Origin of the sequence: Bordetella genomosp. 5 (assembly GCF_002261475.1) — a bacterium.
GTDB lineage: Bacteria > Pseudomonadota > Gammaproteobacteria > Burkholderiales > Burkholderiaceae_B > Bordetella.
Genome location: NZ_NEVN01000010.1, coordinates 37,114 through 61,762 on the forward strand (window position 1 = coordinate 37,114; position 24,649 = coordinate 61,762).

General features: G+C 68.5%; 22 protein-coding genes and 1 riboswitch. Of the genes, 8 read left to right on the forward strand and 14 right to left on the reverse strand.

What is annotated here, in order from left to right:
* Positions 1 to 17: 17 nt before the first annotated feature.
* From phnE (CEK29_RS18820) to phnD, 4 genes are read right to left on the reverse strand one after another with little or no spacing between them, the layout of a single operon-like run.
* Complete coding sequence (phnE, locus tag CEK29_RS18820) at positions 18 to 821, reverse strand: phosphonate ABC transporter, permease protein PhnE (protein WP_249279106.1); 804 nt, start codon at positions 819 to 821, stop codon at positions 18 to 20.
* On the reverse strand, positions 818 to 1,612 hold the full coding sequence (phnE, locus tag CEK29_RS18825; RefSeq protein WP_094801534.1) for a phosphonate ABC transporter, permease protein PhnE: 795 nt from the start codon (positions 1,610 to 1,612) through the stop codon (positions 818 to 820). The genes phnE (CEK29_RS18820) and phnE (CEK29_RS18825) overlap by 4 nt, the downstream gene beginning before the upstream one ends.
* Entirely contained in the window at positions 1,609 to 2,487 is an 879-nt protein-coding gene (gene phnC, locus CEK29_RS18830; RefSeq protein WP_217903889.1) for a phosphonate ABC transporter ATP-binding protein, read from the reverse strand. Before phnC ends, phnE (CEK29_RS18825) begins: the two co-directional genes overlap by 4 nt.
* Positions 2,484 to 3,455, reverse strand: a complete 972-nt coding sequence (gene phnD / locus CEK29_RS18835) for a phosphate/phosphite/phosphonate ABC transporter substrate-binding protein (RefSeq protein ID WP_094858977.1) — start codon at positions 3,453 to 3,455, stop codon at positions 2,484 to 2,486. Before phnD ends, phnC begins: the two co-directional genes overlap by 4 nt.
* A 103-nt stretch (positions 3,456 to 3,558) precedes the next feature.
* Here phnD and CEK29_RS18840 point away from each other — a divergent pair, with 103 nt between their 5' ends.
* The 3 genes from CEK29_RS18840 to CEK29_RS18850 all read left to right on the forward strand — a co-directional run bounded on the left by CEK29_RS18840 (position 3,559) and on the right by CEK29_RS18850 (position 6,032).
* Positions 3,559 to 4,323 (forward strand): hypothetical protein, encoded by a 765-nt coding sequence (locus CEK29_RS18840; protein WP_094858978.1) that lies wholly within the window; start codon positions 3,559 to 3,561, stop codon positions 4,321 to 4,323.
* A 144-nt stretch (positions 4,324 to 4,467) separates the two neighbouring features.
* Complete coding sequence (locus tag CEK29_RS18845) at positions 4,468 to 5,667, forward strand: MFS transporter (protein WP_094801529.1); 1,200 nt, start codon at positions 4,468 to 4,470, stop codon at positions 5,665 to 5,667.
* A gap of 101 nt (positions 5,668 to 5,768) precedes the next feature.
* Complete coding sequence (locus CEK29_RS18850; RefSeq protein WP_094801515.1) at positions 5,769 to 6,032, forward strand: hypothetical protein; 264 nt, start codon at positions 5,769 to 5,771, stop codon at positions 6,030 to 6,032.
* Positions 6,033 to 6,044: 12 nt separating this feature from the next.
* Here CEK29_RS18850 and CEK29_RS18855 read toward each other — a convergent pair whose 3' ends face one another.
* A complete protein-coding gene (locus CEK29_RS18855; RefSeq protein WP_255176202.1) occupies positions 6,045 to 6,797 on the reverse strand; it encodes a GntR family transcriptional regulator in 753 nt (250 codons plus the stop codon).
* Positions 6,798 to 6,904: 107 nt separating this feature from the next.
* On the opposite strand from CEK29_RS18855, the gene CEK29_RS18860 reads away from it, so the two are divergent.
* Genes CEK29_RS18860 through CEK29_RS18870 form a run of 3 tightly spaced genes read left to right on the forward strand, consistent with a single transcriptional unit; the run spans position 6,905 to position 10,818 of the window.
* A complete protein-coding gene (locus CEK29_RS18860) occupies positions 6,905 to 8,266 on the forward strand; it encodes a class-II fumarase/aspartase family protein (RefSeq protein WP_094858980.1) in 1,362 nt (453 codons plus the stop codon).
* A 44-nt stretch (positions 8,267 to 8,310) separates the two neighbouring features.
* Positions 8,311 to 9,291 (forward strand): Bug family tripartite tricarboxylate transporter substrate binding protein, encoded by a 981-nt coding sequence (locus CEK29_RS18865; protein ID WP_094858981.1) that lies wholly within the window; start codon positions 8,311 to 8,313, stop codon positions 9,289 to 9,291.
* 9 nt (positions 9,292 to 9,300) lie between these two features.
* Positions 9,301 to 10,818 carry a fumarate hydratase gene (locus tag CEK29_RS18870; protein WP_094858982.1) on the forward strand — a complete coding sequence of 506 codons (1,518 nt, stop codon included), beginning with the start codon at positions 9,301 to 9,303 and terminating at the stop codon, positions 10,816 to 10,818.
* Positions 10,819 to 10,930: 112 nt separating this feature from the next.
* Here the strand turns inward: CEK29_RS18870 and CEK29_RS18875 are convergent, their stop codons facing one another.
* Genes CEK29_RS18875 through CEK29_RS18900 form a run of 6 tightly spaced genes read right to left on the reverse strand, consistent with a single transcriptional unit; the run spans position 10,931 to position 16,833 of the window.
* Positions 10,931 to 11,710 (reverse strand): 3-oxoacyl-ACP reductase, encoded by a 780-nt coding sequence (locus CEK29_RS18875; RefSeq protein ID WP_094858983.1) that lies wholly within the window; start codon positions 11,708 to 11,710, stop codon positions 10,931 to 10,933.
* Between the two features lies 1 nt (position 11,711).
* Positions 11,712 to 12,752: an ABC transporter substrate-binding protein gene (locus tag CEK29_RS18880; RefSeq protein WP_255176203.1), complete on the reverse strand. Its 1,041-nt coding sequence runs from the start codon at positions 12,750 to 12,752 to the stop codon at positions 11,712 to 11,714.
* Positions 12,749 to 13,528, reverse strand: a complete 780-nt coding sequence (locus CEK29_RS18885) for an ABC transporter permease (RefSeq protein ID WP_094858985.1) — start codon at positions 13,526 to 13,528, stop codon at positions 12,749 to 12,751. Before CEK29_RS18885 ends, CEK29_RS18880 begins: the two co-directional genes overlap by 4 nt.
* Positions 13,525 to 14,301, reverse strand: a complete 777-nt coding sequence (locus CEK29_RS18890; RefSeq protein WP_094858986.1) for an ABC transporter ATP-binding protein — start codon at positions 14,299 to 14,301, stop codon at positions 13,525 to 13,527. The genes CEK29_RS18885 and CEK29_RS18890 overlap by 4 nt, the downstream gene beginning before the upstream one ends.
* Entirely contained in the window at positions 14,291 to 15,754 is a 1,464-nt protein-coding gene (locus CEK29_RS18895) for an acyl-CoA reductase (protein ID WP_094858987.1), read from the reverse strand. Before CEK29_RS18895 ends, CEK29_RS18890 begins: the two co-directional genes overlap by 11 nt.
* Positions 15,751 to 16,833: a LuxE/PaaK family acyltransferase gene (locus tag CEK29_RS18900; RefSeq protein WP_094858988.1), complete on the reverse strand. Its 1,083-nt coding sequence runs from the start codon at positions 16,831 to 16,833 to the stop codon at positions 15,751 to 15,753. Before CEK29_RS18900 ends, CEK29_RS18895 begins: the two co-directional genes overlap by 4 nt.
* 62 nt (positions 16,834 to 16,895) lie before the next feature.
* Positions 16,896 to 16,987, reverse strand: a riboswitch (TPP riboswitch).
* Between the two features lie 188 nt (positions 16,988 to 17,175).
* On the opposite strand from CEK29_RS18900, the gene CEK29_RS18905 reads away from it, so the two are divergent.
* Positions 17,176 to 18,060, forward strand: a complete 885-nt coding sequence (locus CEK29_RS18905; RefSeq protein WP_094801500.1) for a formate/nitrite transporter family protein — start codon at positions 17,176 to 17,178, stop codon at positions 18,058 to 18,060.
* A gap of 108 nt (positions 18,061 to 18,168) precedes the next feature.
* Here the strand turns inward: CEK29_RS18905 and CEK29_RS18910 are convergent, their stop codons facing one another.
* Positions 18,169 to 20,274, reverse strand: coding sequence for a DUF4344 domain-containing metallopeptidase (locus tag CEK29_RS18910; protein ID WP_094801499.1), 2,106 nt, complete (start codon positions 20,272 to 20,274; stop codon positions 18,169 to 18,171).
* A gap of 379 nt (positions 20,275 to 20,653) precedes the next feature.
* Between CEK29_RS18910 and CEK29_RS18915 the strand changes: the two genes are divergently transcribed.
* Positions 20,654 to 22,093: a GAD-like domain-containing protein gene (locus CEK29_RS18915; protein WP_094858989.1), complete on the forward strand. Its 1,440-nt coding sequence runs from the start codon at positions 20,654 to 20,656 to the stop codon at positions 22,091 to 22,093.
* 50 nt (positions 22,094 to 22,143) lie between these two features.
* Here the strand turns inward: CEK29_RS18915 and CEK29_RS18920 are convergent, their stop codons facing one another.
* Both CEK29_RS18920 and CEK29_RS18925 read right to left on the reverse strand, forming a co-directional pair.
* The gene (locus tag CEK29_RS18920) at positions 22,144 to 23,793 is read right to left on the reverse strand and encodes a methyl-accepting chemotaxis protein (RefSeq protein ID WP_170948507.1); all 1,650 of its coding nucleotides are present in this window, start codon (positions 23,791 to 23,793) and stop codon (positions 22,144 to 22,146) included.
* 253 nt (positions 23,794 to 24,046) lie between these two features.
* A complete protein-coding gene (locus tag CEK29_RS18925; protein WP_094858990.1) occupies positions 24,047 to 24,649 on the reverse strand; it encodes a hypothetical protein in 603 nt (200 codons plus the stop codon).

Consider the following 24,649-nt stretch of genomic DNA (forward strand, 5'->3'; position numbering starts at 1 on the left):
CCTGCGCCCGCGGCGCCTCAGATCAGCGCCTCGCGCACCTTGCGCGATACCCATTCCGCGATGAACACCGTGCCCAGAATGGCCGCGAAGATCACGGTCACCTGCGGCCAGGCCAGCGTGTCGACGGACGCCGCGAGCGGCAGGCCGATCCCGCCCGCCCCCACGATGCCCAGCACGGTGGACTCGCGGATGTTGATGTCCCAGCGATAGACCGTGGTGCTCACCAGCGAAGGCAATACCTGCGGCACCACGCCGTATACCAGCACCTGCGGCGCGGTGGCGCCGGTGGCGGAGATGGCCTCCACCTGCTTGGCGTCGATTTCTTCGATGGCCTCGTACAGCAGCTTGCCGATGAAACCCACCGAGCGCAGCGCGATTGCGATGATGCCGGCCAGCACGCCCGGGCCCACCACCGTGACCAGCAACATGGCCCAGATCAACGAGTTGATCGAGCGCGACGCCACGATGATGCCCAGAGCCAGCGGACGCAGCAGCGCGCGGCTGGGCGTGGTGTTGCGCGCCGCCAGAAAGGCGACCGGCACGGCGATCACGGTGCCGATGGCGGTGCCCAGCGTGGCGATGTTGAGCGTGTCCCAGAGCGGCTGCAGCAGCTGGGGCACATAGCTCCAGCGCGGCGGCCACATGCGCGACACCAGATCCCAGCCCGCCGCCGGCGCATCCGCCGCGAAGGCCCAGATCGTGTTGTCGGACATCTGTTTCCAGCTGACCATGAACACCAGCGCGCCGAACATCCAGAGCAGCCAGTTCCAGCGCTGCGATCCCGGCGCGTGACGCCGCCAGAGCGGCGGCGCGGCGTTCACAGGAACCTCCTGCGCACGTGACCGGACAGGTATTCGCACATCATCACGATCGCGATCACCAGCAGCAGAATCGCGGCGGCCGTCTCGAACTCATAGCGGTCGAACGCGGTGTTCAGCGTGGCGCCGATACCGCCGGCGCCCACGATGCCGATGATGGCCGCCTCGCGGAAGTTGATGTCCAGGCGATAGATCGACAGGCCGATCAGACGCGGCATCACCTGCGGCTGCACGGCGTAGACGATCCATTGCGGCCAGGCGGCGCCGGTGGCGCGCACGGCCTCGAGCTGCGAGCGGTCGGCCGTCTCGATCTCTTCGGCGAGCAGCTTGCCCAGAAATCCCATGGAGGCGATGGTCAGCGTAATCATGCCGGCCAGCGGCCCGAAGCCGAACATCTTGACCAGCAGGATGGCGATGATGAGCTCCGGAAACGCCCGCGAGATCGCGATGAAGCCCCGGCACAGCGCATAGATCGGCGCAGGGCTGATATTGCGCGCGGCGCCCAGGCCCACCGGAATGCTCAGCACGATGCCGAGCGCGGTGGCGACCACCGTCATGGCCAGGCTCTCGATCAGCCCTTCGCTGATTTCGCGCCAGCGGCTCACGAAATCCGGCTGGGCGAACGCGGCGACGAAGCGCCAGCCTCGCACCAGCCCTTCGGCCACGCGGTTCCAGTCGACCGCGACCGAGTTGAGCGCGGCATACAGATACAGGCCCGCGAGCAGCCAGAGCAGCGCACGCGTGCGGGCCGAGCGGATGAAAGGCGGCTTGCGCCATTGCAGGGCCGTGCTCATGCGGCGGCCTGTGCAACGCGCAAGGTGTCCACGCGTGGCGGATGGGCCGCGGCGGGCTCGGCCTGCGCCGGCTCGTCCGTGGCACCGGCGTCGTGATGCCAGTCTTCCATGCCGTAGATCTCGGTCAGCACCTGCGGCACCAGCCCGGCGGGCGCGCCGTCATAGACCAGCTGACCCTTGCGCAGTCCGACGATGCGGTCGGCGAACTGCGTGGCGAGCGCCACGTCATGGATGTTGATGATGGCCGAGAGACCGCGCTCGCGGCAGATCTCGCAGAGCAGACGCATGATCTGGCGCGAGGTCTTGGGATCGAGACTGGCGGTGGGCTCGTCGACCAGCAGCAGTTGCGGATCCTGCATCAGGGCGCGGGCAATGCCCACGCGCTGGCGCTGCCCGCCCGACAGCGCGTCGGCGCGCTTGTTCTCGAAGCCCGCCAGACCGACGCGGTCCAGCAGATAGAACGCCTGCTGCACGTCGGCGGCGGGATAGCGGCGCGCCCAGCTGCGCCAGAAACCCGTATAGCCGAGCCGGCCCGACAGCACGTTCTCCATGACCGTCAGCCGTTCGACCAGCGCGTATTCCTGGAAGATCATGCCGAGCTGACGCCGCGTGCGGCGCAACTCGCGCGCCGACTGCGTGGGCAGGCTCTGACCATTCAGGCGCACGTCACCGCCCGAGGGCTCCACGAGGCGGTTGATACAGCGGATCAAGGTGCTCTTGCCGGCCCCGGACGGGCCGATCAGCGCGAGCACCTGACCGCGCGGCACGCTCAGATCCACGTGGTCGAGCGCGAGATCCCCCGTGGGATAGCGCTTGACCAACTTCTGCAGACTGAGCAGGGGGGCATCGCCCCCCGCGTCGCGCGCGCCGCTCATTGGCAGGTATAGGCCACCTTCATGGCCTGATCGATCTCACGCACCACCGCCCAGTGTTCTTTGTAGGTGATGGGGATGAAGGCTTCCTGCGCCGGCTCGGCCTTGCCGAATTCCTTCAGCAGCTGCGTGCCTTCCCAGTTGAAGGTGAAGAAGGCCTGACGCACCTTCTCGGCCAGCTCGGGCTTGAGGTTGTAGACGTAGCCATAGCCCGTGGTCGGGAACGACTGCGACTTGTAGATGCTGCGGATCTTGCTGTCGTCCACCGCCTTGCGCGCGATCATGCGGTTCATTACCGAGTTGGCCACGGCCGCGGCGTCGTAGTCTTTATTGGCCACGCCGATCACGGAGTTGTCGTGCTTGCCCGAGAACGCGGTCTTGTAGTCCTTGTCGGCCTGCATGCCATAGGCGCTGGCCAGCAGCGCCGAGGGGGCCTTGTAGCCGGAGTTCGACGTTTGCGACGTGAAGGCGATGGTCTTGCCCTTCAGGTCTTCGATCTTCTTCGCGCTGCTGTCGGCCGGCACGATGATTTCCATCTCGTAGCCGTAGGCGCCCTGCTTGCTCGCCATCATCGTGAACGGCACGAAGCCGGCGCAGTTGACGGCTAGCGGATTGCTGCCGGTATTGAAGCCGGCCACGTGCAGACGGCCGGCGCGCATGGCTTCGAGCTGGGCGGCGTTGGACTGCACCGGGAAGAACTGCACCTTCTTGCCCGTGGTCTTTTCCATATGGCGCAGGAACTCATCCCACACGCCGCGGTAGACCTCCGGATCTTCGACCGGCGTGTAGGCGAAGATCAGCGTCGCCGGATCGATCCATTGCTTGGGATCGGTGGGCGCATCGGCGACCATGTCGCCGTTGGCATCGCAGAATTTCTTGTCGAGCGTGCCGCGCTCGCAGTCGGCGGCGCTGGCCGAGGTGGCGGCCAACGAGGCCATGCCGATGAGGGTGAGGCTGAGCAGTTTCTTCATGATCCCCGCGCTTCCTTTTTTGGATAATCCGTGGGATTCTGCGGGGGTTTCGTGACACGTCCATGACGCTACGTCACCGTATCGGCATCCTGTTTCTGTTCCCATGACCGCTCTCCCTCCCGCTCGTGAAGGCTATTGGTACGACGCGACCGACCCGCGCACCGAGCTCGTGCGCGAGGGCGCACGCGTGCGCCGCGCCGCCTCGGGCCCGCCCTGGATCGTGGTCGACCAGCACATCGCCTCCATCACCATCGGCAGCCACTGGCCGGGCCGATTGTGGCGCGTGCGCGTGACCGTGCTGGGCGATATGTCGGGCCTGGTCGCCGAGCCCGGTTATTGGCGCGCAAGCGAGATCGAGCTCATCGACGCGCTGCCGCTGTCGGCGCTGTTCGGCCCGCACGGCGACGCGGTGCTCGACGTGCTCGCCCGCATCGAAAGCCTGTCTGTCGCGCAGGCAACGGCGCTGTCGAACGCGAACGCGCTCGCGCCCGACGCCGAGGCGGCATATGGCCGCGCCTGGGCTCACTGGTCGGAGGGCACGCCCGCATCCGCCGCCACGCCTGCGCAGGATTGGGCTGGCACGCTCGCCGCGTCGTCCCGCGGCGGCGCTGCGCGTTCGCCCGTGCACGGCGGTTTCATGCTCATTCACGGCCAGCTCTGGAAGCGGGCGCAGGCCATCGGCGGCGCGGATGCGATCCTGCGCACCGAAGACGAAGACGGCGAGATCGAAGAGACGCTCGCCGCCCCCTGGGACGGCGCCTGCTCGGCGCTGCTGCACGCGGCCATGGCGCGCGGCGCGCCCGGTTTGGTCCCGGCGGCCGACAGCACTACACTCACGCGGGCCTTCGATACCGTCTTCGGCGGCTGACAGTCTGCTGACTGCAGCCGCACGGAGAGGGCGCTACGCGCCGCGGGATCGTGTGCCTTGCGCCGCCTGCCGTGGGCGCGCATGCCTTGATGCAGCCTCGGGCGCTTCTGCTTCGGCGCCTCGAGTTCGACCCGCAGCCCCGACATGTCGCAACCAGACACCTTCAATCTGAAGAAGATCGCCGTTCCGGCGTTCGGCCCTTCCCTGCTTTACGGCATCAGCAACGGCGCCATCCTGCCGGTGGTGGCGCTCACCGCGCACAACGAGGGCGCCTCGGTCGCCGTGGCCGGTCTCATCACCGCGCTGATCGGCGTCGGCTCGCTCTTCTCCAATATCCCCTCCGCGCTGCTCACGCAGCGCTACGGCGAGAAGCGCGCGATGGCGGGCGCCGCGCTGCTGAGCGTGACCGGGCTGCTGCTGGTGATCTTCGTGCCGCTGCTGTGGGTGCTCGCGCTGGCGATGCTGATGCAGGGCGTCGCCCAATCGGTGTTCCAGCTGGCGCGCCAGAGCTACCTGATCGAGCTCGTGCCGTTCTCGTTCCGCGCCCGTGCGCTGTCGACGCTGGGCGGCACGACACGTATCGGCACGTTCATCGGCCCGTTCGCCGGCGCGGCGCTGATCCACCTGATCGGGCTGGACGGCGCGTACTGGATCGCGATCGCCGCGATGCTCGGTGCGGGCGGCATCGCGCTCGCCGCCCCCGACCTGGACGTGCGGCCGACGGCCGGCGCCGCCACGCCCGCGCTCGGCATGGCGCAGATCGCCCGCGATCATCGCAAGGTCTACGCCACGCTGGGCGTCGGCATCATGCTGATCAGCGCCCTGCGCGCCTCACGTCAGGTGGTGATCCCCCTCTGGGCCGCCAGCCTCGGCCTCGACGCCGCCACCACATCGCTCATCTACGGGCTCGTGGCAGCGGTGGACATGTCGGTGTTCTATCCGGCGGGCCGCGTCATGGACCGCTACGGCCGCCTGTGGGTCGCGCTGCCCTGCTCGCTCATCATGGGCCTCAGCCTGATGGCGATTCCGCTCACGACCGGGGTGGTGAGCTTCGTGGTGGTGTCGCTGCTGCTGGGCTTTGGCAACGGGATCGGATCCGGCATCGTGATGACCCTGGGCGCCGACGCCGCGCCGGCCGGCGCGCGCACCAAGTTCCTGGGCATCTGGCGCCTGATGGCCGACCTGGGCACCAGCGGCGGCCCGGTGGTGCTCTCCGGACTGGCCGCCCTCATTTCGCTGGGCGCGGGCTCGGTCGGCGTGGGCCTGCTGGGCCTGATCGCGGCCTCGGTCTTCTGGCGCTGGCTGCCGCCCGGGGCGCACGGCCCCGAGACGGGCAAGCATTGAAGCTCAGCGCATCTGCGGCGCGCGCCACGATACCAGCGCACGGCCGCGGGCGCGAGGCTTGCTATAACTATGCCTGCAGCAACTCTTTCGGGGCGCAGTCCATGTCTGTCTTCACGTCGAGCCGCTATGCCGCGGTGATTCTTCTCGCGGCCCTGGCCGGCTGTTCGAGCAAGCCCAGCGCGCCCGACGGGCACGGCCAGACACGCGCCGAGGATGGCCGCGTCGCCAACGACTGCGGCTGGTTCCGCAGCCGCTGCATGTTCGAAGGCTCTTATGAATCCGGCGAACGCGCCTACGCCGAGCAGGAAGCGCGCCGGCTCAACCAGGCCGAACTCGAACGGCTGCGCCGCGCCAGCAGCCGCTGACGCCCGCGCCGCTCAGTGTTCCCGGATCAGCGTGGTCGTGAATTCGTAGCGGCCCGCCGGGTGATACGACAGCGACGCCTCCACGATCTGCCCTGCCTGATCCTTGTACTGACGCCGAATGAACAGGCCCGGTGATTCCGCGGCCACCGCGAGCTCGCGCGCCACCGTTGCGGGCAGCGCGCAGGCCGAGATCGTCTGCGCCACGGAGGCGATGCGGCGTCCGTAGTGCGCTTCGATCAGGTCCGACACCAGGCGGTCGGGATGCTCGCGGGCCAGCTTGCGCACGCCCTTGTAATGGGCATCGACGTATAGCTCGGTCCAGACCAGCGGCGGCTGGCCTTCGGCGCCACGTGTGGACGAAAACTTCAACCAGCGCGTGCCCGGGCCCACGCCCAATTGCAGCGCGAGACCGACATCCACCACCACTTCCTGGGTCTGATGAATGGTGCGCGGCGTCTCGGCGGCCAGCTGCACCAGGTCTTCGAGCGAGCCGAGCGACTGGCTGAAGCCTGTCCTGGGCCGCGCGGCGATCACCTCCGTGCCGCTGCCCCGGCGGCGCGCGATCAGGCCCAGGTCCTGCAGCTGGCGCAGCGCGGCGCGCACGGTATGGCGGCTGGCGTCGAATTCCTCGGCCAGGGCATGCTCGGCGGGCAGCAGCGTGCCCACGGGATACACCTCGCTCGCGATCCGTCGCGCCAGTTCTTCCGAGATGCGGGTGTACAGCGTGATGGACATGGCAGACGGGAAATGGGAGACGGACTCCATTCTATCTGCTGCTCCGACCGGCTCCTCCGCTACGGGTAATCCCCGGCGTTGACGCCGGACCAAGCGCCTGCTTAAATGTACGTACAACTTATTACGAGCGTACATTTATGCCCATCTCAGTCCTCGAATCGGCCCTGTTCAAAGATATGTTCGGCACCGCCGCGATGCGCGCCGTGTTCGACGATGAGGCCACCGTGCGGCGCTATGTGGACACCGAAGTGGCGCTGGCCCGCGTGCAGGGCCGCCTCGGCGTCATCCCCGCCGCGGCCGCGGCCGCCATCGAAGCGCGCGCCGACGCGGCCGCGATCGACATGGCACGGCTGCGCGACGAGACGGAGATCGTGGGCTATCCCATCCTGCCGCTCGTGCACCAGCTCGCGCACCAGTGCGGCGCCGAAGGCGAATACCTGCACTGGGGCGCCACCACGCAGGACATCATGGATACGGCCACGGTGCTGCAGGTGCGCGAAGCGCTGGCCATCATCGACGACGACCTCGCCGCGCTCGACGGCATTCTCGATGCGCTGGCGCTGCGCTATCGCGACGCACCCATGGCCGGCCGCACCCATCTGCAGCACGCCCTGCCCATCACCTTCGGCTACAAGGCGGCCGTCTGGCTGCTGATGGTGCGACGCCATCGCGAGCGCCTCGAACAACTGCGGCCTCGCGTGCTGATCGGCCAGTTCGGCGGCGCGGCGGGCACCCTTGCGTCGCTGGGCGACGAGGGCCTGGCCGTGCACGCGGCACTCATGCAGGAGCTGGACCTCGGCGCCACGCCGGTCACCTGGCACGTGGCGCGCGACGGCCTGGCCGAAACGGTGCAATTCCTGGCCCTGGTGGCGGGCTCGCTGGGCAAGATCGCCGTGGACATCATGCTGATGATGACCAACGAATTCGCCGAGGCGTTCGAGCCCTTCGTGAAAGGCCGCGGCGCATCCAGCACCATGCCGCAGAAGCGCAATCCGATCTCGTGCGAACTGATGTGGAGCGCCTCCAAGACCGTGCGCCAGCACGCCGGACTGGCGCTCGACGCCATGCTGCAGGACTTCGAGCGCGCCACCGGTCCCTGGCATGTCGAGTGGACCGCGGTGCCCGAGGCCTTCGTGCTGACCGCGGGCGCATTGCGCCAGGCGCGTTTCATGTTGGGCGGGCTCGAAGTGGACACCGCCCGCATGAGCCGCAATCTCGACCTCTCGGGCGGCCTCATCGTGGCCGAGGCCGTCATGATGGGCCTCGCGCCGCACATCGGCCGCCAGACCGCGCACGACGTCGTCTATGACGCCTGCCGCGCCGCGGCCACCGCGCGCCGCCGCCTGGCCGACGTGCTGCGCGAGGATCCGCGCGTCACGCAGCGCCTGGACGGCGATGCCATCGAACGCCTGTGCGACCCCGCCAACTATCTCGGCGCGGCCCCCGCCATGGTCGACCGCATGCGCGACCACGCCTACGTTCCCCATTCGCCGGCCTGACCGGCGCCCACCCCACACAGCACAAGAACACACGGAGACAAACCATGAAGAACTGGATGGCGGCACTGACCGTCGCGGGCGCGTTCGCCCTGCCGCTGGGCGCGCAAGCGCAAGACAGCTACCCCTCGCGGGCCATCACCTGGATCGTGCCGTTCGCAGCCGGCGGCCCCACGGACGCGATGGCGCGCAACGTGGCCAACCGGGTCGCGCAGGAGCTCAAGCAGACCATCCTGATCGAGAACGTCGGCGGCGCGGGCGGCACCATCGGCGCGGCCAAGGCCGCGAAGTCCACGCCCGACGGCTACACCTTCCTGGTCGGCCATATCGGCTATATGGCCGCCGCGCCTTCGCTGTATGCCCGCCTGCCGTACGACCCGGCGCGCGACTTCCAGGCGGTGTTCCGCTTCCCCGATACGCCGCTGGTGCTGCTGGTCGGCGAAAAATCGCCCTATAAATCCGTGTCCGACCTCATCGCGTTCGGCAAGCAGAACCCCGGCAAGCTCAACTTCAGCAACGCGGGCGTGGGCTCGACCTCGCATCTGGTGGCGGCCATGTTCGCCAGCCAGGCCGGCATGGAGATCACGCCCATCGCCTACAAGGGCGCGGGCCCGGCGCTCAACGACCTGATGGGCAATCAGGTGGACGCCATGTTCGACCAGACCAACACCGCCCTGCCGCAGACCCAGGGCGGCAAGGTGCGCGCGCTCGGTCTCACGTCGAGCGAGCGCATGCCGCAGTTCCCCGAGGTCCCCACGATGGGCGAGAAGGCCATCCCCGGGTTCCAGGTCTCGACCTGGTACGGCCTCTACGCGCCCAAGGGCACGCCCGACGCGGTGGTGCAGACGATGTACCAGGCCTGGCAGAAAGCGCTGCAGGATCAGGCCTTCACGGGGCGCATGAGCGAGCAGGGCATTCAGCTGCTGCAGCCCGCGCAATACGCGCCGGCGGCCTTCCAGCAATTCACGGCCGAAGAGATCCAGCGCTGGGCGCAGGTGATCAAGCAGGCCGGCATCACGCTGCAATAGGATCCCGTCATGCGCGTCGTGCAAGCCGCGGACATCGAGACCAGCATCGCCAGCGCGCTGCAATCGATCAGCCACACCCACCCGGCGGATTTCGTGCAGGCGCTGAAAGCCGCGCATGCACGCGAAACCCGCGACGCGGCGCGCCAGGCCCTGCTGCAGCTGCTGGTCAACAGCAAACTGGCCGCGGCGGCGCGCCGGCCCGTCTGCCAGGACACCGGCGTGGTGCACGTGTATGTGCGCATGGGTATGGACGTGCGCGTCATGCACGATGACGCGGGGCCCACGCCCAGCCTGCAGACGCTGGCCAACCGGGCGGTCGCGCGCGCCTATACCTGTTCCACCAATCCGCTGCGGGCCTCCATCATTCGCCACCCGCTCGGCGCGCGGCGCAACACGCGCGACAACACGCCGGCCATCGTGCAGGTCGAGCTCGTCGAGGGTGAAGACCTGCGGCTCACCGTCGTGGCCAAGGGCGGCGGCGGCGACGTCAAGGCGCGCTATGCCATGCTCAACCCCAGCGACAGCGTGGCGGACTGGGTCGTGGCGCAACTGCCGGGCATGGGTGCGGGCTGGTGCCCGCCCGGCGTGCTGGGTCTGGGCGTGGGCGGCTCGCCCGAGCAGGCCATGGCGCTCGCCAAACGCGCACTGTTCGCACCGATCGACATGCCGGCTCTGCTCGCGCGCGGCGCCGCCACGCCCGAAGAGGCCTTGCGCGTCGAGGTGCACGACCGGGTCAACGCGCTGGGCATCGGTGCGCAGGGCCTGGGCGGCGACACCACCCTGCTCGACGTCAAGGTGGCCACCGCGCCGTCGCATGCCGCGCTGCTGCCGGTGGCGCTCGTGCCCAACTGCGCGGCCACCCGTCATGTCACATTCGACATGCCGCTGGCGGGTCCGGCGCATCTGCCCGAGACCGATCCCGCCGTGTGGGACGGCATCCCCGATGCGCTGCCCGACCGATCGGGCCGGCGCGTGGATCTCGACACGCTCACGCGCGACGACGTCGCGAGCTGGCAGGCCGGCGAAACCCTGTTGTTGTCGGGCAAGCTGCTCACGGGCCGGGATGCCGCGCACAAGCGCATGGCCGACCTGCTCGATCAGGGCCAGCCCTTGCCCGTGCCGCTGCAGGGCCGCGCGCTCTACTACGTCGGCCCCGTGGATCCCATCGACGGCGAGGCGGTGGGCCCGGCCGGCCCCACCACGGCGACCCGCATGGACAAGTTCATGCCGCAGCTGCTCGCGCGCACCGGTCTGCTGCTGACCATCGGCAAGGCCGAGCGGGGCGCCGAAGCGCGCGCCGCCATCCGCGCGCATGGCGCGCCGTACCTGATCGCCGTGGGCGGCGCGGCCTATCTGGTGGCGCGCAGCGTGCAGGCCGCGCGCGTGGTGGCGTTCGCCGATCTGGGCATGGAAGCGATCTACGAATTCGTGGTGCGGGACATGCCGGTGACCGTGGCGGTGGACGCAGGCGGCCGCTCGCTGCATGCGGTGTTCGAGCTCGTGCCCGAACCTGGCCGCACCGCTTGAGCTGGCGCGCCGCGCGCCACCCGACACACGCCGCACCTGCCGCGCGGTACTCGACACACGCCGCGCGGTACTCGAGACAAACGGCGAGCGGCGTTGCCGCTCTGCCCATGTGTCAGCGCATCACCAGACCGCCGTCCACGAACAGCACCTGGCCCGTCATGAAGCCGCTCCAGTCGGACGCCAGAAACAGCACCGGACCAGCCACGTCTTCGGGGCGGGCGATGCGGCGCAGCGGCGTGGCGGCAATCAACGTTTCGCGGAACGCGGCCTGCGTCTCGCCGCTGGCCTGGGTCGGATAGACGAGGCCGGGCGCCACGCAATTGACGCGGACCCCGTGCGGACCGAGCTCGGCGGCGAGATTACGGCTGAAGGCCACCAGCGCGGCCTTGGCCGTCGTGTAGTCGTGGTACGGCACCACCGGATGCTCGACCAGATTGCTCGCGATGTTCACGATGCAGCCCTGCGCGCGCCGCTTGAAATGCGGCACGGCCGCCTGGCATACGTTGAACGCGGCGCCGACCGCGCCATCGAACTGCGATTGATAGTCCTGCCAGGACAGCGCATCGAACGCGGTGCGGCGGCGCGGATCGAAGGCGTAATGACGCAGCGCGTTGTTGACCAGCACGTCCAGCCGCCCCGTTTCCTGCACGATGCTGTCCACCATGGCCTGCACCGCTGGCGCCGAGCCCACGTCGGCCTGCACGGCCCACGCATCGCCGCCCAACGCCTGGCATTGCTCGGCCACGGCCTGCGCGGCGCTGGCGTTGCTGAGATAGTTCACGACCACCGTGGCGCCCTCGCGCGCGAAAGCGCGTGCGATCTCGGCGCCGATGCCCCGGCTGGCGCCGGTCACGAGCACGACTTTCCCGGCAAACTTGCGATCCGCGCTCATGTCAGGCTCCCGGCAACAGGCTGGCGTCCACCACGCTGGCCACGTCGATGGGACGCTTGATCAACCCGAGCGCGCGGTAGGCGTCGGCGGCGCGCTGCAGCGCGTCGACATCGAAGGTGCCCAGCGGCCGCGCTACGCCGCCCGCGCCCGGCGAGGCCAGGCTCGAGGCATTGCGCAGCTTGATCACTTCGAGGTTGATGGCGCGATCGGTACCGTCGATGGCGCGCTTGCCGGCCAGCGTGGCGGCTTCCTCGGGGTTCGCGATCATCCAGGCGGCGCTGTCGCGATAGCCTTTCAGGAACGCGCGCAGCAACGCGGCGCGCTCCTTCAGCACCGACTCGCGCACGACGAACAGATCGCTCGAGACGTTGATCACGTCGCGCACTTCCATCACATCGACCTCGCCCAATCCGCGGCGCCGGCCCACCGCGAGGCCGGTGTCCGTGGCGGCGGTCGCGCCGACCTGGCCCTGCAGGAGCGGCGCGAAATTCAGCACGCCGGTCACCACGATCTCGACATCGGCTTCGGTCAGCCCCGCCTGATGCAACATCACGAGCAGATTCTGGCGCGTCCCGCTGGCCAGGCTGTACACGCCGATGCGCTTGCCCTTGAGGTCGGCCGGCCGCCGGATGTTGGCGGACTTGAGCGACACTACGTTGAAGACGTTCTGCGGATAGATGTCATAGATGGCGCGCAGCGGCTCGCCCTTGTCGAGCGCGGCGAACAGCGAGCCCGGGTCGGTGAAGGCCACATCCGCCTGCCCGCTGAGGATGTTGCGGATGGCGTCGCCCCCGCCCGCGCCGGGCAGGTAGACGAGCTCCACGCCCTGCGCCTTGAAGAAGCCCTTGTCGGGCTCGGCGAGCAGGTTGGTGATCTCCGCGATCGGCTTGCTCCAGCCAGCCAGCGTGATCCTGCCGGTGGCGGCGCCCTGCGCGCGCGCCAGCGGACCGAAGGCGGCGAGCCCGGCCAGGCCGGCGGCGGCGCCCAGCAGGGCACGGCGTTGAAGAGACGGCAGCATGGTGAGCGTCCTGGTTGATGTCATGGTTGATCGGTATAGGGGCGCAGCAGGCGGCGTTCGAGCCACAGCGTGGCCTGATAGCAAACCAGGCCGATGACGGCGATGGCGGTGAGCGCGGCGAACATGAGCGGCGTGTCCATCATGCCCTGCGCGGCGATGATCACCGCGCCCAGGCCGCGGCTCGCGCCGATGAACTCGCCGACCACCGCCCCCACCAGCGCGAGCACCACGGCCACGCGCAGCCCGGCCAGAATGCCGGGCAGCCCGGCGGGCAGCTTCAGGCGCAGCAGTGTCTGGGTGCGCGACGCGCCCAGCATGCCAAAGAGCTGCAAGCGATTGGGATCGACCTGACGCAGACTGGTCAGGGTGTTTTCCATCAGCGGAAAGAAGCAGATCAGCGCGGTCATCACCACGGTGGGAGCCATGCCGAACCCGAACCACAGCACGAAGAGCGGCGCGAGCGCCAGCTTGGGCACCACCTGACTCACGATCACATAGGGCTTGAGCACGCGGTCGAGCAACGCCGACTCGGCCAGCGCGACGCCGATCGCCAACCCGGCCGCACCGCCGAGCGCAAGGCCGAGCAACATCTCGGCCACGGTCGTGCCGATATGCGGCCAGAGGTAGCCCGAGGCCAGCGTGTTCCAGAGCGTGGCCGCCACGGCCGACGGCGCGGGCAGCACCAGGGCCGACATGCCGGTCTGCCGCACCACGGCCTCCCAGATGCCAACGAGCGCGACGAGCAGCGCGAGCGACATCAGGCGCGCGCTGGCGCGGCGGCCACGTAACAAGCGGCTCATGCCGTACCTCCGGTCATGGCGTCGTAGACGCGCGCGCAGCAGGCATTGAAGGGCGCGCCATGCCGCATCGACGGGTGGCGCGGCGAGTGCAGGTCGACGCCGATGTCGGCGACCAGCCTGCCGCGATGCATCACGCCGACGCGATCGCCGAGGTAAACCGCCTCGCCGATATCGTGGGTGACGAACAGCACCGTCGTGCTGCGCAGCCGGCACATGCGCAGCAGGTCATCCTGCAGCTCGCCGCGCGTGATGGCATCCAGGGCCGCGAAGGGTTCGTCGAGCAACAGCAGCGCCGGCTCGAGAATCAGCGCGCGCGCGAGCGCCACGCGGCTCTGCTGGCCGCCGGAAAGCTGGCGCGGATAGCGTTGTGCATGGTCGGCCAGACCCAGCATCGCGAGCAGCTCCTGCGCGCGCGAGAGGTCGTCGGCGCCGGGTCGGCGCTGCAGCGATACCGGCAGCAGCACGTTATCGATCACGCGATGCCAGTCCAGCAAGGTGGGCGCCTGGAACACATACCCCAGTTGCGGCCCCGGCGCGGCGGCGCTGCCGTCGGCCTGCACGACGCGGCCGCGCTGCGGCGCGAGTAGGCCGGCGGCCAGCTTGAGCAGCGTGGTCTTGCCGCAGCCGCTGCGGCCCACCAGGGTGTGAAAGCCGCCCTCCTCCAGCCGCCAGTCCACGCCGTCGACGATGGCCGGACTGCCCGGGTAGGCATAGACGGCCTGCCGGATATCCAGAAAGGGCGGCGGCGCCGGGTGTGCGGGTTCAGGGTTCATACGAAGCGTAGGGCTCGGCGGCGGCTTCGGCGGACGATTCGATCTCCGTCATGCGCACCAGGTCCAGCAGGTTGAAGCGTCCGTCGTGATGCCAGCCCGCCTCCGGCACGCTCATGGCGCCGAGCGCGCTGATGCGGGTGACGCCCGCGGCGCCGAGCCGCTCGGCCAATGCGTACAGCTCGTGCGGCGCGGCGGCGACGCCGGCGGTCTGCAGATATCGGGCCAGGCCCGCGACGGCGTCCACCGCCTGATTCAGCGTATCGATCGCGGCGACCACGATCGTGCGTTGCAGGGCGGTCGGCGCCAGCGCCGGCGCGCGATCGGTGTAGGCCACGTTCCAGGCCGCGCCGGGGTCGCCGATCAGTCCGTCGTCCGCCCCCGCGCGCGCGGGCTGCCATTCGATCGCCTGACGCCACTTGGCCACGCCCGCCGACTCGTCCAGATCGAGCGCGCGCCGCGGAAAGCGGCGCTGCAGATTGGCCAGCTCGGCGGCCACATAGGCCGCGAAATCGCGCGGCGACACTTCGCCGCCCCGCTGAACATAGAACACATGCGGCGAGTAGCAGCCCTGCTGGTCGTAGCGCATCACATCCCACGCGGCCCGGCGCGCGAGCGCGGGCGCCTGCAAGGCATCGAGCGCCTGCGCGCTGACCACGCCGAAGCCCAGCTTGTGGCCGTGCGCCAGAAAGCGCGTGGTCACGGGCAGGCGTTGCTGGATGGCCTGCAGCGCGGCGTTGCCGCCATAGGCCACCACCGTGTCGGCCTGCGCGTAGAGTGCTTCGGCATCTTCGCCGCCCGCGCCGCGCCACCACACCACCGCGAGGCAGTCGGCCAGCGGCGGATGCACCTCGGCCAGCGCGCGCGCGAACCAGCCGGCGAAGAGCGGCTCGGCGGTGGGCAGCTTGCCGACGTTGCCGGCCTTCACGAGCAGGCCGCACACCAGGCTCCAGAGCGCCAGCGCCGGCACGTTGCCCGCCCAGCTGTGCACCAGCAGATCGGGCCCGTAGGCCCGCACGGCGCCGCCCTTGGCCGCCGGCTGAAAGCCGTCGAGCACCTTGGGGTTGGCGAAATCCTCGGCCACGAACCGGTGCAGCTGCGGGGCGCGAAACGTCCTGAGAAAGCCGGTCAGGCCCAGACGCACCATTTTGGCGTCGTAGCCACTCACCCGCGGCAACAGCGCATCGGCGTCGCGCCGGACAGGATCGTGCGGGTCGAGCAGGCGCGCGACCGCGCGATCGATCACGGCGATGATGTCGGACACGCTCATCGTCTTGAGGTGGCGCGCGGCCGCCGCGCGCACGCGCGCCGCCAGCGCGGTCATCTGCGCGGCCGTGAGCATCGGCACCGCCACCTCGACGCGATCCTCGCCTTCGCCGAACGGCAGGATCTGCCATTGGACGTCGGCGGCCGCCAGGCCGGGCAGGTAGCCCGCCTCGATCCGACGCGGCGTCATGGCGCGGCCGAGCGGATGAATTCTTCGACCGCGAGCGAGCAGCCCTTGGCCTGCGCCCCTTCGGCGCGGCCCAGCAACAGGAAGCCGCCGTCGGCCGGCTCGCCCACGTCTTCGGTCAGGATCGTGCTCACCGAATTGAAGTTGCCCAGGTCGCAATGCGCCAGGATGCCGCGCTCGCCGGCGGGCACGGTCTGGCCCGTGGCCGGATCGACCAGACGCGAGCGGATCCAGTGCGGGCCGGATTTCACCGAGGGCACCGTGGCATTGCCGTTGTCGTAGAACTGCGTGCTGAGCTCGGTCATGCCATACATGTTGATGCAGCGCGCACGCGGCACCCCGAGCAGCTCCGACAGCGCCGCATAGAACGCATCCAGCGGCAGCTCGCGCGACTGGCCCTTGTAGCCGCCCGTGTCGAAGAGCAGGCTGCCCGGCGGCAGGCGGAACGAGCGGCCCTCGCTGCGCAGCGCGTCGATCACGTGCACGAAGCTATAGCTGGCGCCCAGCAGGGCGTAAGGCTCGCCCTCGCGCTCGGCCTGCTCGAGGCGCTGCCACAGGCCGGCCAGGTCGATCCCTTGCGGCGACATGAAATAGCGGCTGTCGGGCGTGCCGAATTCGGATTTGGCCAGCGCCAGATAATGCGCCAGCGACGAGTTCGGCATGGCGATCTCATCGGGAAACAGAATGCCCATGGGCAGGCGCGGCACGCCCTGCATCACGCGCACGGCAAAGTTGCGCGTCATCGACAGGTCGTACACATCGAGCCGCGGATGAAAATGCTTGCCCCGGGTGTCTGCGCGGGTGGTACCGCTCGTCATGAAGACACGCTCGCCGGGCACGGGCGGCTCGCAGCGCAGCTCCATGGCCTTGAAGGCGTCGATCGGCACGGCGGGAATGTCGCTCCAGGTCTTGACCGTGCGCACCGTGGCGCCGCGACGCTGGCAGAAGCTGCGGTAGGCGGGGTTGGCGCCGTACTGATACGCGAACAGGCGCAGCGCGAGCGCGTCGAACTGGGCGTCGGTGCAGCCGTCCTGGGCAATGAATTCGAGGATGTCCGCCTCGGGCGGTGCGATCGGGCTCATGGGCTTTCGTGTTCCTGTGAAAGCTCCGAAGCCCGCCCCTGGCGGCCCGCTGCGGCGCGGCCTGTTGAGGTCGATGCTCTTCTTACGCCGGTATGAGCCGGTTCAAGTTCGCGGGTCTGAATCTCAGCACTGGCGTGCACCCCGGAGCAACAGCCAGTTTACCCCGTCGGCGCGCCCGGCATCGCCTGCTTACGGATGATGCAGAACGGCGGGCCGCCGTAGCGGGATTTACGTCTGCTTGCCTTGGACACCAATCGGCCCCTTTTTCTTCCCGCCCGCCTGACATATGGTTGAAATCACCTGCCACAGGGGCAGACCCGATACCGCCCTCCGGAGCGCACCATGGCCGAAAACGCCGCCTCGAACGACAAAAAAGAATCCGCGGAAGAACTGACCGAGAAGCTGCCGTCCAAGGCCGCCGCGGTCCACGAGATCATCCGCAAAGAAGGCGAGAAGGAGATGCGGCGCGACTTCTTCGCCCTGTTCTGGTCCGCCATCGCCGGCGGCCTGATCATGAGCACCTCGATGCTGGGCCGCGGCGTGCTGCAGGCTTACCTGCCCGACGCGCCCTGGGCGATTCTGATCGAGGCGATGGGCTACACCCTGGGCTTCATCTTCGTGATCACGGCGGGTCAGCAGCTCTTCACCGAGAACACCATCACGCCGGTGCTGCCCTTCATGTCGCAGCCGACCTGGCTCAAGCTCATCAAGCTGCTGCGGCTGTGGGGCACGGTGATGCTGGGCAATTTCGTGGGCGGCCTGATCGCCGCTGCGGTGTTCGCCTACCTGCCGATGTTCTCGCCCGAGGTCGACAAGGAGTTTCTGGCGATGGGCCACCACCTGCTCGAGGTGCCCAATGACAAGTCCTTCGCGACCGCCGTGCTGGCGGGCTGGCTGATCGCCTTGCTGGTGTGGATGATCCACGCGGTCGAGACCGGCCGCGTGCTGCTCATCTTCCTGATCACCTACCTGATGGGCATCTCCGACGTGGCCCACGTGGTGGTCGGCACGATCGAGGTCACGTATCTGGTGCTGCTGGGCGAAGCCACGATTTCGGAAAGCCTGTCGCGCTTCGTGCTGCCCACCCTGCTCGGCAACATCGTGGGCGGCACCTTCATCTTCGCCCTCATCAGCCACGCCCAGGTGCGCGCCGACGTCGGCTTGGACGTGCCGCCGACGGACGACGAGCCCAAGGCGATCGAGCGCGCGGGGAAGCTGGTCGATTGACCGGCCGGGGCGGCAGGTCCGCCCCCGGGGCGAAACGCGAGCGCGCCGCAACGGGACGGCCGCGCGGCGAGTGGGCGGCGGACGCTCAGGCGCGCCGCCCTGCCCCGATCACTGTTGGGGCTTCTGCTGCATCGGCTTGACCGACACCGTGCGCAGGCCGTTGGCCTTCCAGGCTTCGATACCGCCGCGATACCAGTAGGTAGGCCAGCCCAGCGTAGCGGCGCGCAGCGCCGCGTTGTAGCTGGTGCGGTCGTTCATGCCCGCGCCGAAGAACACCAGCGTGGCGTTGCGGTCGCCGCCGCTCTGCTTGGTCAGCCAACCGTCGAGCGCGCTCTGCAGGGAGTCACGCACGCTGCCGTCCGAGCCCGCGTCGATCAACGAATAAGACTGCGGAATCGTCTCGAGCAGGCCGCTCGTGTCCACCATGATGAGCTTGCGGTCGTTCTGGATCATGTCCGCCACCTCGGAGGTGCGCACGACCTTGGCGTTGTAATGCTTGTTCGGCGTCGGCCCCTTGTACGGCGAGGTGAACAGCAGCGCGCTGGGCGGCACGCCGCGATCCTCGAGCTCGTTGAAGGCATTGGCGGGCGGGTTGCCCGGCGCAGTGCTGCCCTGACGCGGCGCCGGCGGGGCGGAGGTCTGCTGGCGGCCCGGCGCGGCGCCGGTCCGGTCCACCACCTCGCCGTTCACGGTGCCCATCTCGATGTCCGAAATCATGACGGCCAGGTGCTCGATCAGCTCGTAGCACATGGTGATCGAGCCTTCGCGCGGGCTGTACCAGGCGTTGAGCTTGCCGCAGTCCTTGAACGTGACATTGATCGGGCGCGGCAGCACATAGGTCTTGCCGAGGTTCTGGATGTTGTCGGTCAGCGCCTTGGCGAGCGTGCCGCCATAGAAGTTGCCGATCTTGCGCGACGAGGGCTCGAACGTCACGTTCACCGGCGCGCCGGGCGCGTTGGCCGGCTGCTGGCCGTCGGGTTCCCAGGTGCCGACGCGGGTGTGCGGCGCCAGGATCCGGCGCCAGGCGCGGTTCTGTTTGTTGAACTCGTCGATGCAGCGCGCCTTGGTGCGATCCTCGAATTTCACGCTCTGCGCGAGCGATTCGAAGGCCTCGGGATTGCCGCCATACATGATGCAGAACATGTTGCGGAAGCGCTTGAGGTCGCCCGTATGCTCGTCCTGCCAGGGCGAGGTCGAGCCCTTGGCCTCGCCGATCTTGCCGCTGTAATACCACTGCAGGGCGGCATACGTGGCCGAACCGCGCGCGATCTCGTCGAGCTCGCGATCGCCGGACGGGTACATGCTGGGCTCGACGATGCGCAGGGCCGAATAGATATCCACGGCGTCTTCTTCGGCGCCGGTCGCCGGCAGCTCGAGCTCGCCGATCAGCGCGTGGCCGAATTCGTGCATGAAGATGCTGCGCATCAGGCCCAGATACACCGAGACCACGCGCACCGTATCGCCACCGAAGCGGGGGTAAGGGCCCTCGCCCGGCAGCACGTTGTCGCTGTCGGGCGAACGTCGGCGCGGTGGCTCGGCGGCCGGCTGCTGCCGGGGCGCCTGCTGCGCGCCGCCCCCACGCGAAGGCTGGCCCTGGGGCTGCGCGTCGGCGGGCCGGTCGAGCACGTTGTTGGCAATGCCGAAGTCCGCGATGCCGAACGTGCCCACGTCGTAGGCCATGATGCCCAGCTCCGAGTTCATCGCCGGCTCGTCGGCAATGTCGCCCACCTTCTGGCCATTCAGGATGAAACGGGCAGCGCCATCAGCCTCGATCAGGCGGATGCGATCGGAGCCGTCGAGCTTGGCGAGGTTGGGCACGGTGGCGATGTTCTTGCGCGACTGACCGTTCACACAGAACAGATGGGTGTTCTTGTCGGCCGTGATCTCGAGCAGGCAGATCGCCTTGTTGGCGCGGTTGGTGAGCGCCAGGCCGATGGCGGCCTTCGGGCTCTGCGAGCGCACCACGACGTTCACGTCGGTGATGCGTCCGCCGCTGGGCGCGGGCCCCGCCTGCAGGTAGAGCGTCTGTTCGCTGCCGGACTTGTTGGCGTTGTAGAGCGTGAACCAGCCGTCCTGCACGCTGGCGGTCCAGCCTTGCGTCATTTGCTGGCGCACGGCCCCGGCCAGCGGACCGAGTTGCTGTTCAAACTCGGCATGCGCGGGAAACGCGCAGACTCCGAGGGCCAGAAGCAGGGCGACGCCACGTAAATGCATCCGAATTCTCTTTTTAGGCTGTGTAGCTCGATACAAACATGTCGACATGAAGCGCGGGCTTCAGCGGTACTGGCGGGCGCCTGCCCGGGCTGACTCGCCGGACGGCGCGCGGGCCGGGACATGGAAGGGTGAAATATATCCGTCCGAAAGTCAGGCAAATGCTTCAAATGTTAATAATCCATACCAAAACAACAAGCGGCTTGACGCCACGCCAAAACGCCCCGGTTGCGCGTGCAACCGCCGGGTTCCGGCGCGGGATTCCGCGTGTCGGAACGCCTTTTCGAATTCGCACATGCCCGGTGACAGACTGCAAAGGTCGAGACGCCGAAGCCACCTATGATGCGGCGGACCCGGACACTCCACCTCGAAGGAACACGGCATGGTCTTTTTTCGTCGCCTCGCGCTCGAGCCCTTCATCAAGGCGCATCCGCCGCACCGGTCCAATCGACCGGCGCCGGCCGATCTGCTGGCCGCCTACGAAGGCAGACTGCCCGCCAGCCTGCTCGAGCTGTGGCGCAAGAAGGGATTGGGGTTCTACGGCGAATGGCAGCTGGCCCTGATCGATCCGCGGATCTGGCAGCCGGTGCTCGACCGCTGGCTGGTGTCGCCGCGCCCCACGCTCGAACGCATTCCGATCGGGCTGACGCCCCTGGGCGTGCTGCTCTATTACCGCAAGCTCACCGAGACCGACGAGGACGTGGCCTATATCGACCCGGTCTCCAAGGAAAGCGGCGATCTGGTCTGGAGCCTGGACGTGTTCTTCAATAAATTCCTGCTCGACGCGGAGGATCTGGATCTGCTGATCGAAGCGGACATGGTACGCACGGCGCGGCAAGAATGCGGGCCGCTCGCGCCCGGCGAGGTCTACGAGATCGACCAGATGCATCTCACGATGCAGATGTTCCGCGCCGAGAAGACCGACGCGCTCGAGCTGCATCGGCGGCTGCGCGACGCCGTCGACCCGCCTCAGCCCAAGGACACGCCGCCAGAAACGGTCCAGGACGCCGTGCCGGTGGCGCATCGCGCCGAGTTCGCCGCCGATGCGGCCGCCGCGCCGGATCGGAACGACGGCGTGACCGGCCTGTACATGTCGACCTACATCGACTGGCATCGCATGCTGTCGCTCACCCCCGAGGGCCGTTATCGCCTGCTGTTCTGGCGCATCCACCACAAGACCTTCGAGCGCGGCGACATCCGTGTCTATCAAGGCAGCTACACCGCTAAGCGCGCCGAGGACGGCGCCGAAACGGTGTCGCTGGACATCCGGCTGCGGCGTGACTCGCACGGCAGCGATGCCAACGACAGCGATCTCACCTTCATGCGGTCGGGCGACCAGGCCCTGTTGCTGCGCGACGACGAGTTCGGCGACATGGCGGAAGCCATCACCAATCGCGGCCTGATGGGCCGCAGCGAGTACTACTTCCGGCGTGTGCGGCTCGATCAGCCCTTCGAGAAGGAGCCCAGCGACGGCCGCGAGGCGTTTCCGGTCAATGACCTGCCGCCGGCGCTGCGCAAGCGCGTGCAGGCCGAGCCGCTCGTGACCCGCATCGTGCACGTGGCGGACATCAATCCGGACGAAGAAGACGACGGCTGCGGCACCGTGATGTGCACGCTGGACCTGGGCCAGGACGACGGGCTGCGCATGAACATGCCGCTGTTTTCGCCCGAGGGCAGCGGGCGGGGGCTGCATGGCTGGGTCTGGACGATGCGTCCGAAGGCGTGCGAAGCGGGCATCAAGTACCGCCGTGGCGCGGACGGCGCGATCGAACACGGCCCGGTCGCGGGCGATGTGCTGACCTCGCGCGCGCCGGGCCGCTGACACGGCGTCGCCCCGCAGGTGTTCCTCGGGGCGACGTGCGTCCGCCTACATCAGGCCGGCATCATCACCAGCGTGTTGCTCGCGTCGGGTTGCAGCACCCACTTCTGCGCCGTGCCGGCCTGGCCCGGCGCGGGGGTGGTCCGAAACACCGAGACCGCCTGACGCAGCTGTGCGGCATGACCGGCCAGCTCTTCGGTCGCGGCAGCCGACTCTTCGACCAATGCCGCGTTCTGCTGACTGATCGCGTCCATCTGCGTCACCGCGACGTTGACCTGCTCGATGCCCAGCGTCTGCTCTTGCGACGCGATGGCCACGCCGTTGGAAATGGCGGCCACCTCGGCCACGGAGTCCACCACGCGCTGCATTCCCAGGCCGGCCTGCTCGACCAGCGCGCTGCCATGGCTCACGACCTCGGCCGACTCGCTGATCACCTGCCTGATCTCCTTGCCCGCCTGGGCACTGCGGTGTGCCAGCGTCCGCACTTCGGCGGCGACCACCGCGAAGCCGCGACCATGTTCCCCGGCGCGCGCCGCTTCGACCGCGGCGTTGAGGGCCAGCAGATTGGTCTGGAACGACACATGTTCGACGATGGAAACGGCTTGCGCCACGGTGGCGAAGCAGGCTTCGATCTTGCCCATGGCCTCGACCACCTGCGCCACGGACACGCCGGCTTCCCGGGCCGTGTCGGCACACACCCGCGCGAGCTCGCTGCCGACGCGCGAACTATCGTTGTTCTGGCGCACGGTGGCGGTCAGTTGCTCCATGCTGGCGGCCGACTCTTCGAGCGAGGCGGCCTGTTCTTCCGTGCGCCGCGAGAGGTCGACATTGCCTTCGGCGATCTGGCTGGCCGAGTCGGCGATCGAAATCGCCGAGCCCTGGATGGTGGTCACTATGCCGACCAGCTGCCGGCGCATCGCCTCCAGCGACGCCATCAGGCTGTCGGGATTGCGGCCATCGCTCTGCAACGTGTGCGTGAGGTCGCCGGCGGCGATCATGCGTGCAAACGTCTGCGCCTGAACGGGCTCGCCGCCAAGCTGGCGCAGGATGCTGCGGGCGATCAGAAACGACGCCGCCACGCCCAGGCACAACGCGGCCACGGACACCGACAGGATCATGGCGCGCAGCGTCGACGAGAGGCTTTGCGCCTCCGCGATCACCACCTCGTTGAGCTGCGTTTCGAGGTTGGCCAATTCGGTGAGCCGCGGAATCCAGACGTCCTGCATCGGCTTGAGCTCGCTCAGCAAGGTCGGATGCGCGCGCGCCGGGTCGCCGGACATCAGATCGTGCATCAACTCATCCAGCCGCGGCCCGATCGCCTTCTGATCGGCGATCACCTCGCGCAACAGCGCGCGCTCGGGCTCGGTAGTGGAGGCGTAACGGCGGAACTCATCGCTCAGCCGGTCGCGCAGCGTATCGTAGAGCAGGCCGTCCTCCACGAAAGCCGCCTGCGCCGCCTTGCGTTCGGCGGGATCGCGGCTGATGGCGACACTGCGCACCGCGATGGCGCGACGCAGTGTCGCGGCGCGCATCGCGAGCGCGAGCTGCTGCTGCGTGTTGTTGACGACGGTGATCTCGTGCAGGCTGCCGGTCAGTGCGGAGATGGCGTAGAGCCCGCCACCCGCGATGGCCAGCATGGCCGCGATCAAAAATCCAAATCCCACCGCCAGACGGGTGGACACCTTCCTGTTTTCCAGCTTCATGCGCAGACTCCTTGTTGGTCTTAGACAAGGTCCGGACATGCAGGATAGGAACGGCGAGATCGACAGCGCGATCGAGCGCCTGCTATGCAGTGTTCTACTACAACTCCGGGCCACGGTTACAAATTAATTCGAGGCCCAAGGTCTGTTATGTAGAAGAACTTCTAATTCAACGAGCGCAGGAGGCCGCGCTTGCGTAATCGCAGCCAGACAGGCAGACACCTGACGCAAAGGCGAGACGGCGCCCTGCTGACGCTCAGCGCCGCTTGCCCAGCAGCATTGCCACGCCGAACAGACCGCCCAGCGCGCCGACGGCCGCCAGCATCACGCTGGGCTCCGCCAGCCGCAGCGCCATCGTCATCACCGCGCCACCGAGCGCGATGATCAGCAGGCCCACCAGCCTGCCGCGCCAAGAACCGTAGAAGTAGGTCTGGCGTGCGCCGTGACCGGCGCCGGGCTGGCGCGTCTGCCAGGCCGCCAGGCCCGCCTGAAACTCGCGCAACAGGCGCTCTCTGTTGGGCGCGTCGATGGCGCCGACCAGCAGCGTGGGCTTGCCCGGCCGGGCGAGCTTGAGATAGTCCTCGGCGCTCCAGCTGCCGATTTCCGAAAACAGCACCGGGCCACGGCGCGAGAAGCTCAGGCCCTCGGCGTCGATGCGGGCTTCGTTGCTGGTCGGAAATCCCTGGAATGCCACGACCGGCGGCACGATCAAACAAACGATCGCCACGCCGATCGCCCACAGCGGTTGCTGCAGGCCGAACAGCAGGCCGAGGAACGCCGCCGATGCGATCAACAGCCCGATCGGCACCGACCACTGGTGCCAGCGCGTATAGGCCTTGACCTTGATACCCTGCATCAT

Excerpts from the sequence above, each read along its gene's own strand:
- CEK29_RS18925 (WP_094858990.1), bottom strand. The coding sequence starts at position 24,649 with ATGATGCAGGGTATCAAGGTCAAGGCCTATACGCGCTGGCACCAGTGG.
- CEK29_RS18910 (WP_094801499.1), bottom strand. The coding sequence starts at position 20,274 with ATGCATTTACGTGGCGTCGCCCTGCTTCTGGCCCTCGGAGTCTGCGCG.
- CEK29_RS18840 (WP_094858978.1), top strand. The coding sequence starts at position 3,559 with ATGACCGCTCTCCCTCCCGCTCGTGAAGGCTATTGGTACGACGCGACC.
- CEK29_RS18895 (WP_094858987.1), bottom strand. The coding sequence starts at position 15,754 with ATGACGCCGCGTCGGATCGAGGCGGGCTACCTGCCCGGCCTGGCGGCC.
- phnE (WP_094801534.1), bottom strand. The coding sequence starts at position 1,612 with ATGAGCACGGCCCTGCAATGGCGCAAGCCGCCTTTCATCCGCTCGGCC.
- CEK29_RS18915 (WP_094858989.1), top strand. The coding sequence starts at position 20,654 with ATGGTCTTTTTTCGTCGCCTCGCGCTCGAGCCCTTCATCAAGGCGCAT.
- CEK29_RS18875 (WP_094858983.1), bottom strand. The coding sequence starts at position 11,710 with ATGAGCGCGGATCGCAAGTTTGCCGGGAAAGTCGTGCTCGTGACCGGC.
- CEK29_RS18890 (WP_094858986.1), bottom strand. The coding sequence starts at position 14,301 with ATGAACCCTGAACCCGCACACCCGGCGCCGCCGCCCTTTCTGGATATC.
- CEK29_RS18920 (WP_170948507.1), bottom strand. The coding sequence starts at position 23,793 with ATGAAGCTGGAAAACAGGAAGGTGTCCACCCGTCTGGCGGTGGGATTT.
- CEK29_RS18880 (WP_255176203.1), bottom strand. The coding sequence starts at position 12,752 with ATGACATCAACCAGGACGCTCACCATGCTGCCGTCTCTTCAACGCCGT.
- phnC (WP_217903889.1), bottom strand. The coding sequence starts at position 2,487 with ATGAGCGGCGCGCGCGACGCGGGGGGCGATGCCCCCCTGCTCAGTCTG.
- CEK29_RS18855 (WP_255176202.1), bottom strand. The coding sequence starts at position 6,797 with ATGGAGTCCGTCTCCCATTTCCCGTCTGCCATGTCCATCACGCTGTAC.
- CEK29_RS18900 (WP_094858988.1), bottom strand. The coding sequence starts at position 16,833 with ATGAGCCCGATCGCACCGCCCGAGGCGGACATCCTCGAATTCATTGCC.
- CEK29_RS18845 (WP_094801529.1), top strand. The coding sequence starts at position 4,468 with ATGTCGCAACCAGACACCTTCAATCTGAAGAAGATCGCCGTTCCGGCG.
- CEK29_RS18870 (WP_094858982.1), top strand. The coding sequence starts at position 9,301 with ATGCGCGTCGTGCAAGCCGCGGACATCGAGACCAGCATCGCCAGCGCG.
- CEK29_RS18860 (WP_094858980.1), top strand. The coding sequence starts at position 6,905 with ATGCCCATCTCAGTCCTCGAATCGGCCCTGTTCAAAGATATGTTCGGC.
- CEK29_RS18850 (WP_094801515.1), top strand. The coding sequence starts at position 5,769 with ATGTCTGTCTTCACGTCGAGCCGCTATGCCGCGGTGATTCTTCTCGCG.
- phnD (WP_094858977.1), bottom strand. The coding sequence starts at position 3,455 with ATGAAGAAACTGCTCAGCCTCACCCTCATCGGCATGGCCTCGTTGGCC.
- CEK29_RS18885 (WP_094858985.1), bottom strand. The coding sequence starts at position 13,528 with ATGAGCCGCTTGTTACGTGGCCGCCGCGCCAGCGCGCGCCTGATGTCG.
- CEK29_RS18905 (WP_094801500.1), top strand. The coding sequence starts at position 17,176 with ATGGCCGAAAACGCCGCCTCGAACGACAAAAAAGAATCCGCGGAAGAA.
- CEK29_RS18865 (WP_094858981.1), top strand. The coding sequence starts at position 8,311 with ATGAAGAACTGGATGGCGGCACTGACCGTCGCGGGCGCGTTCGCCCTG.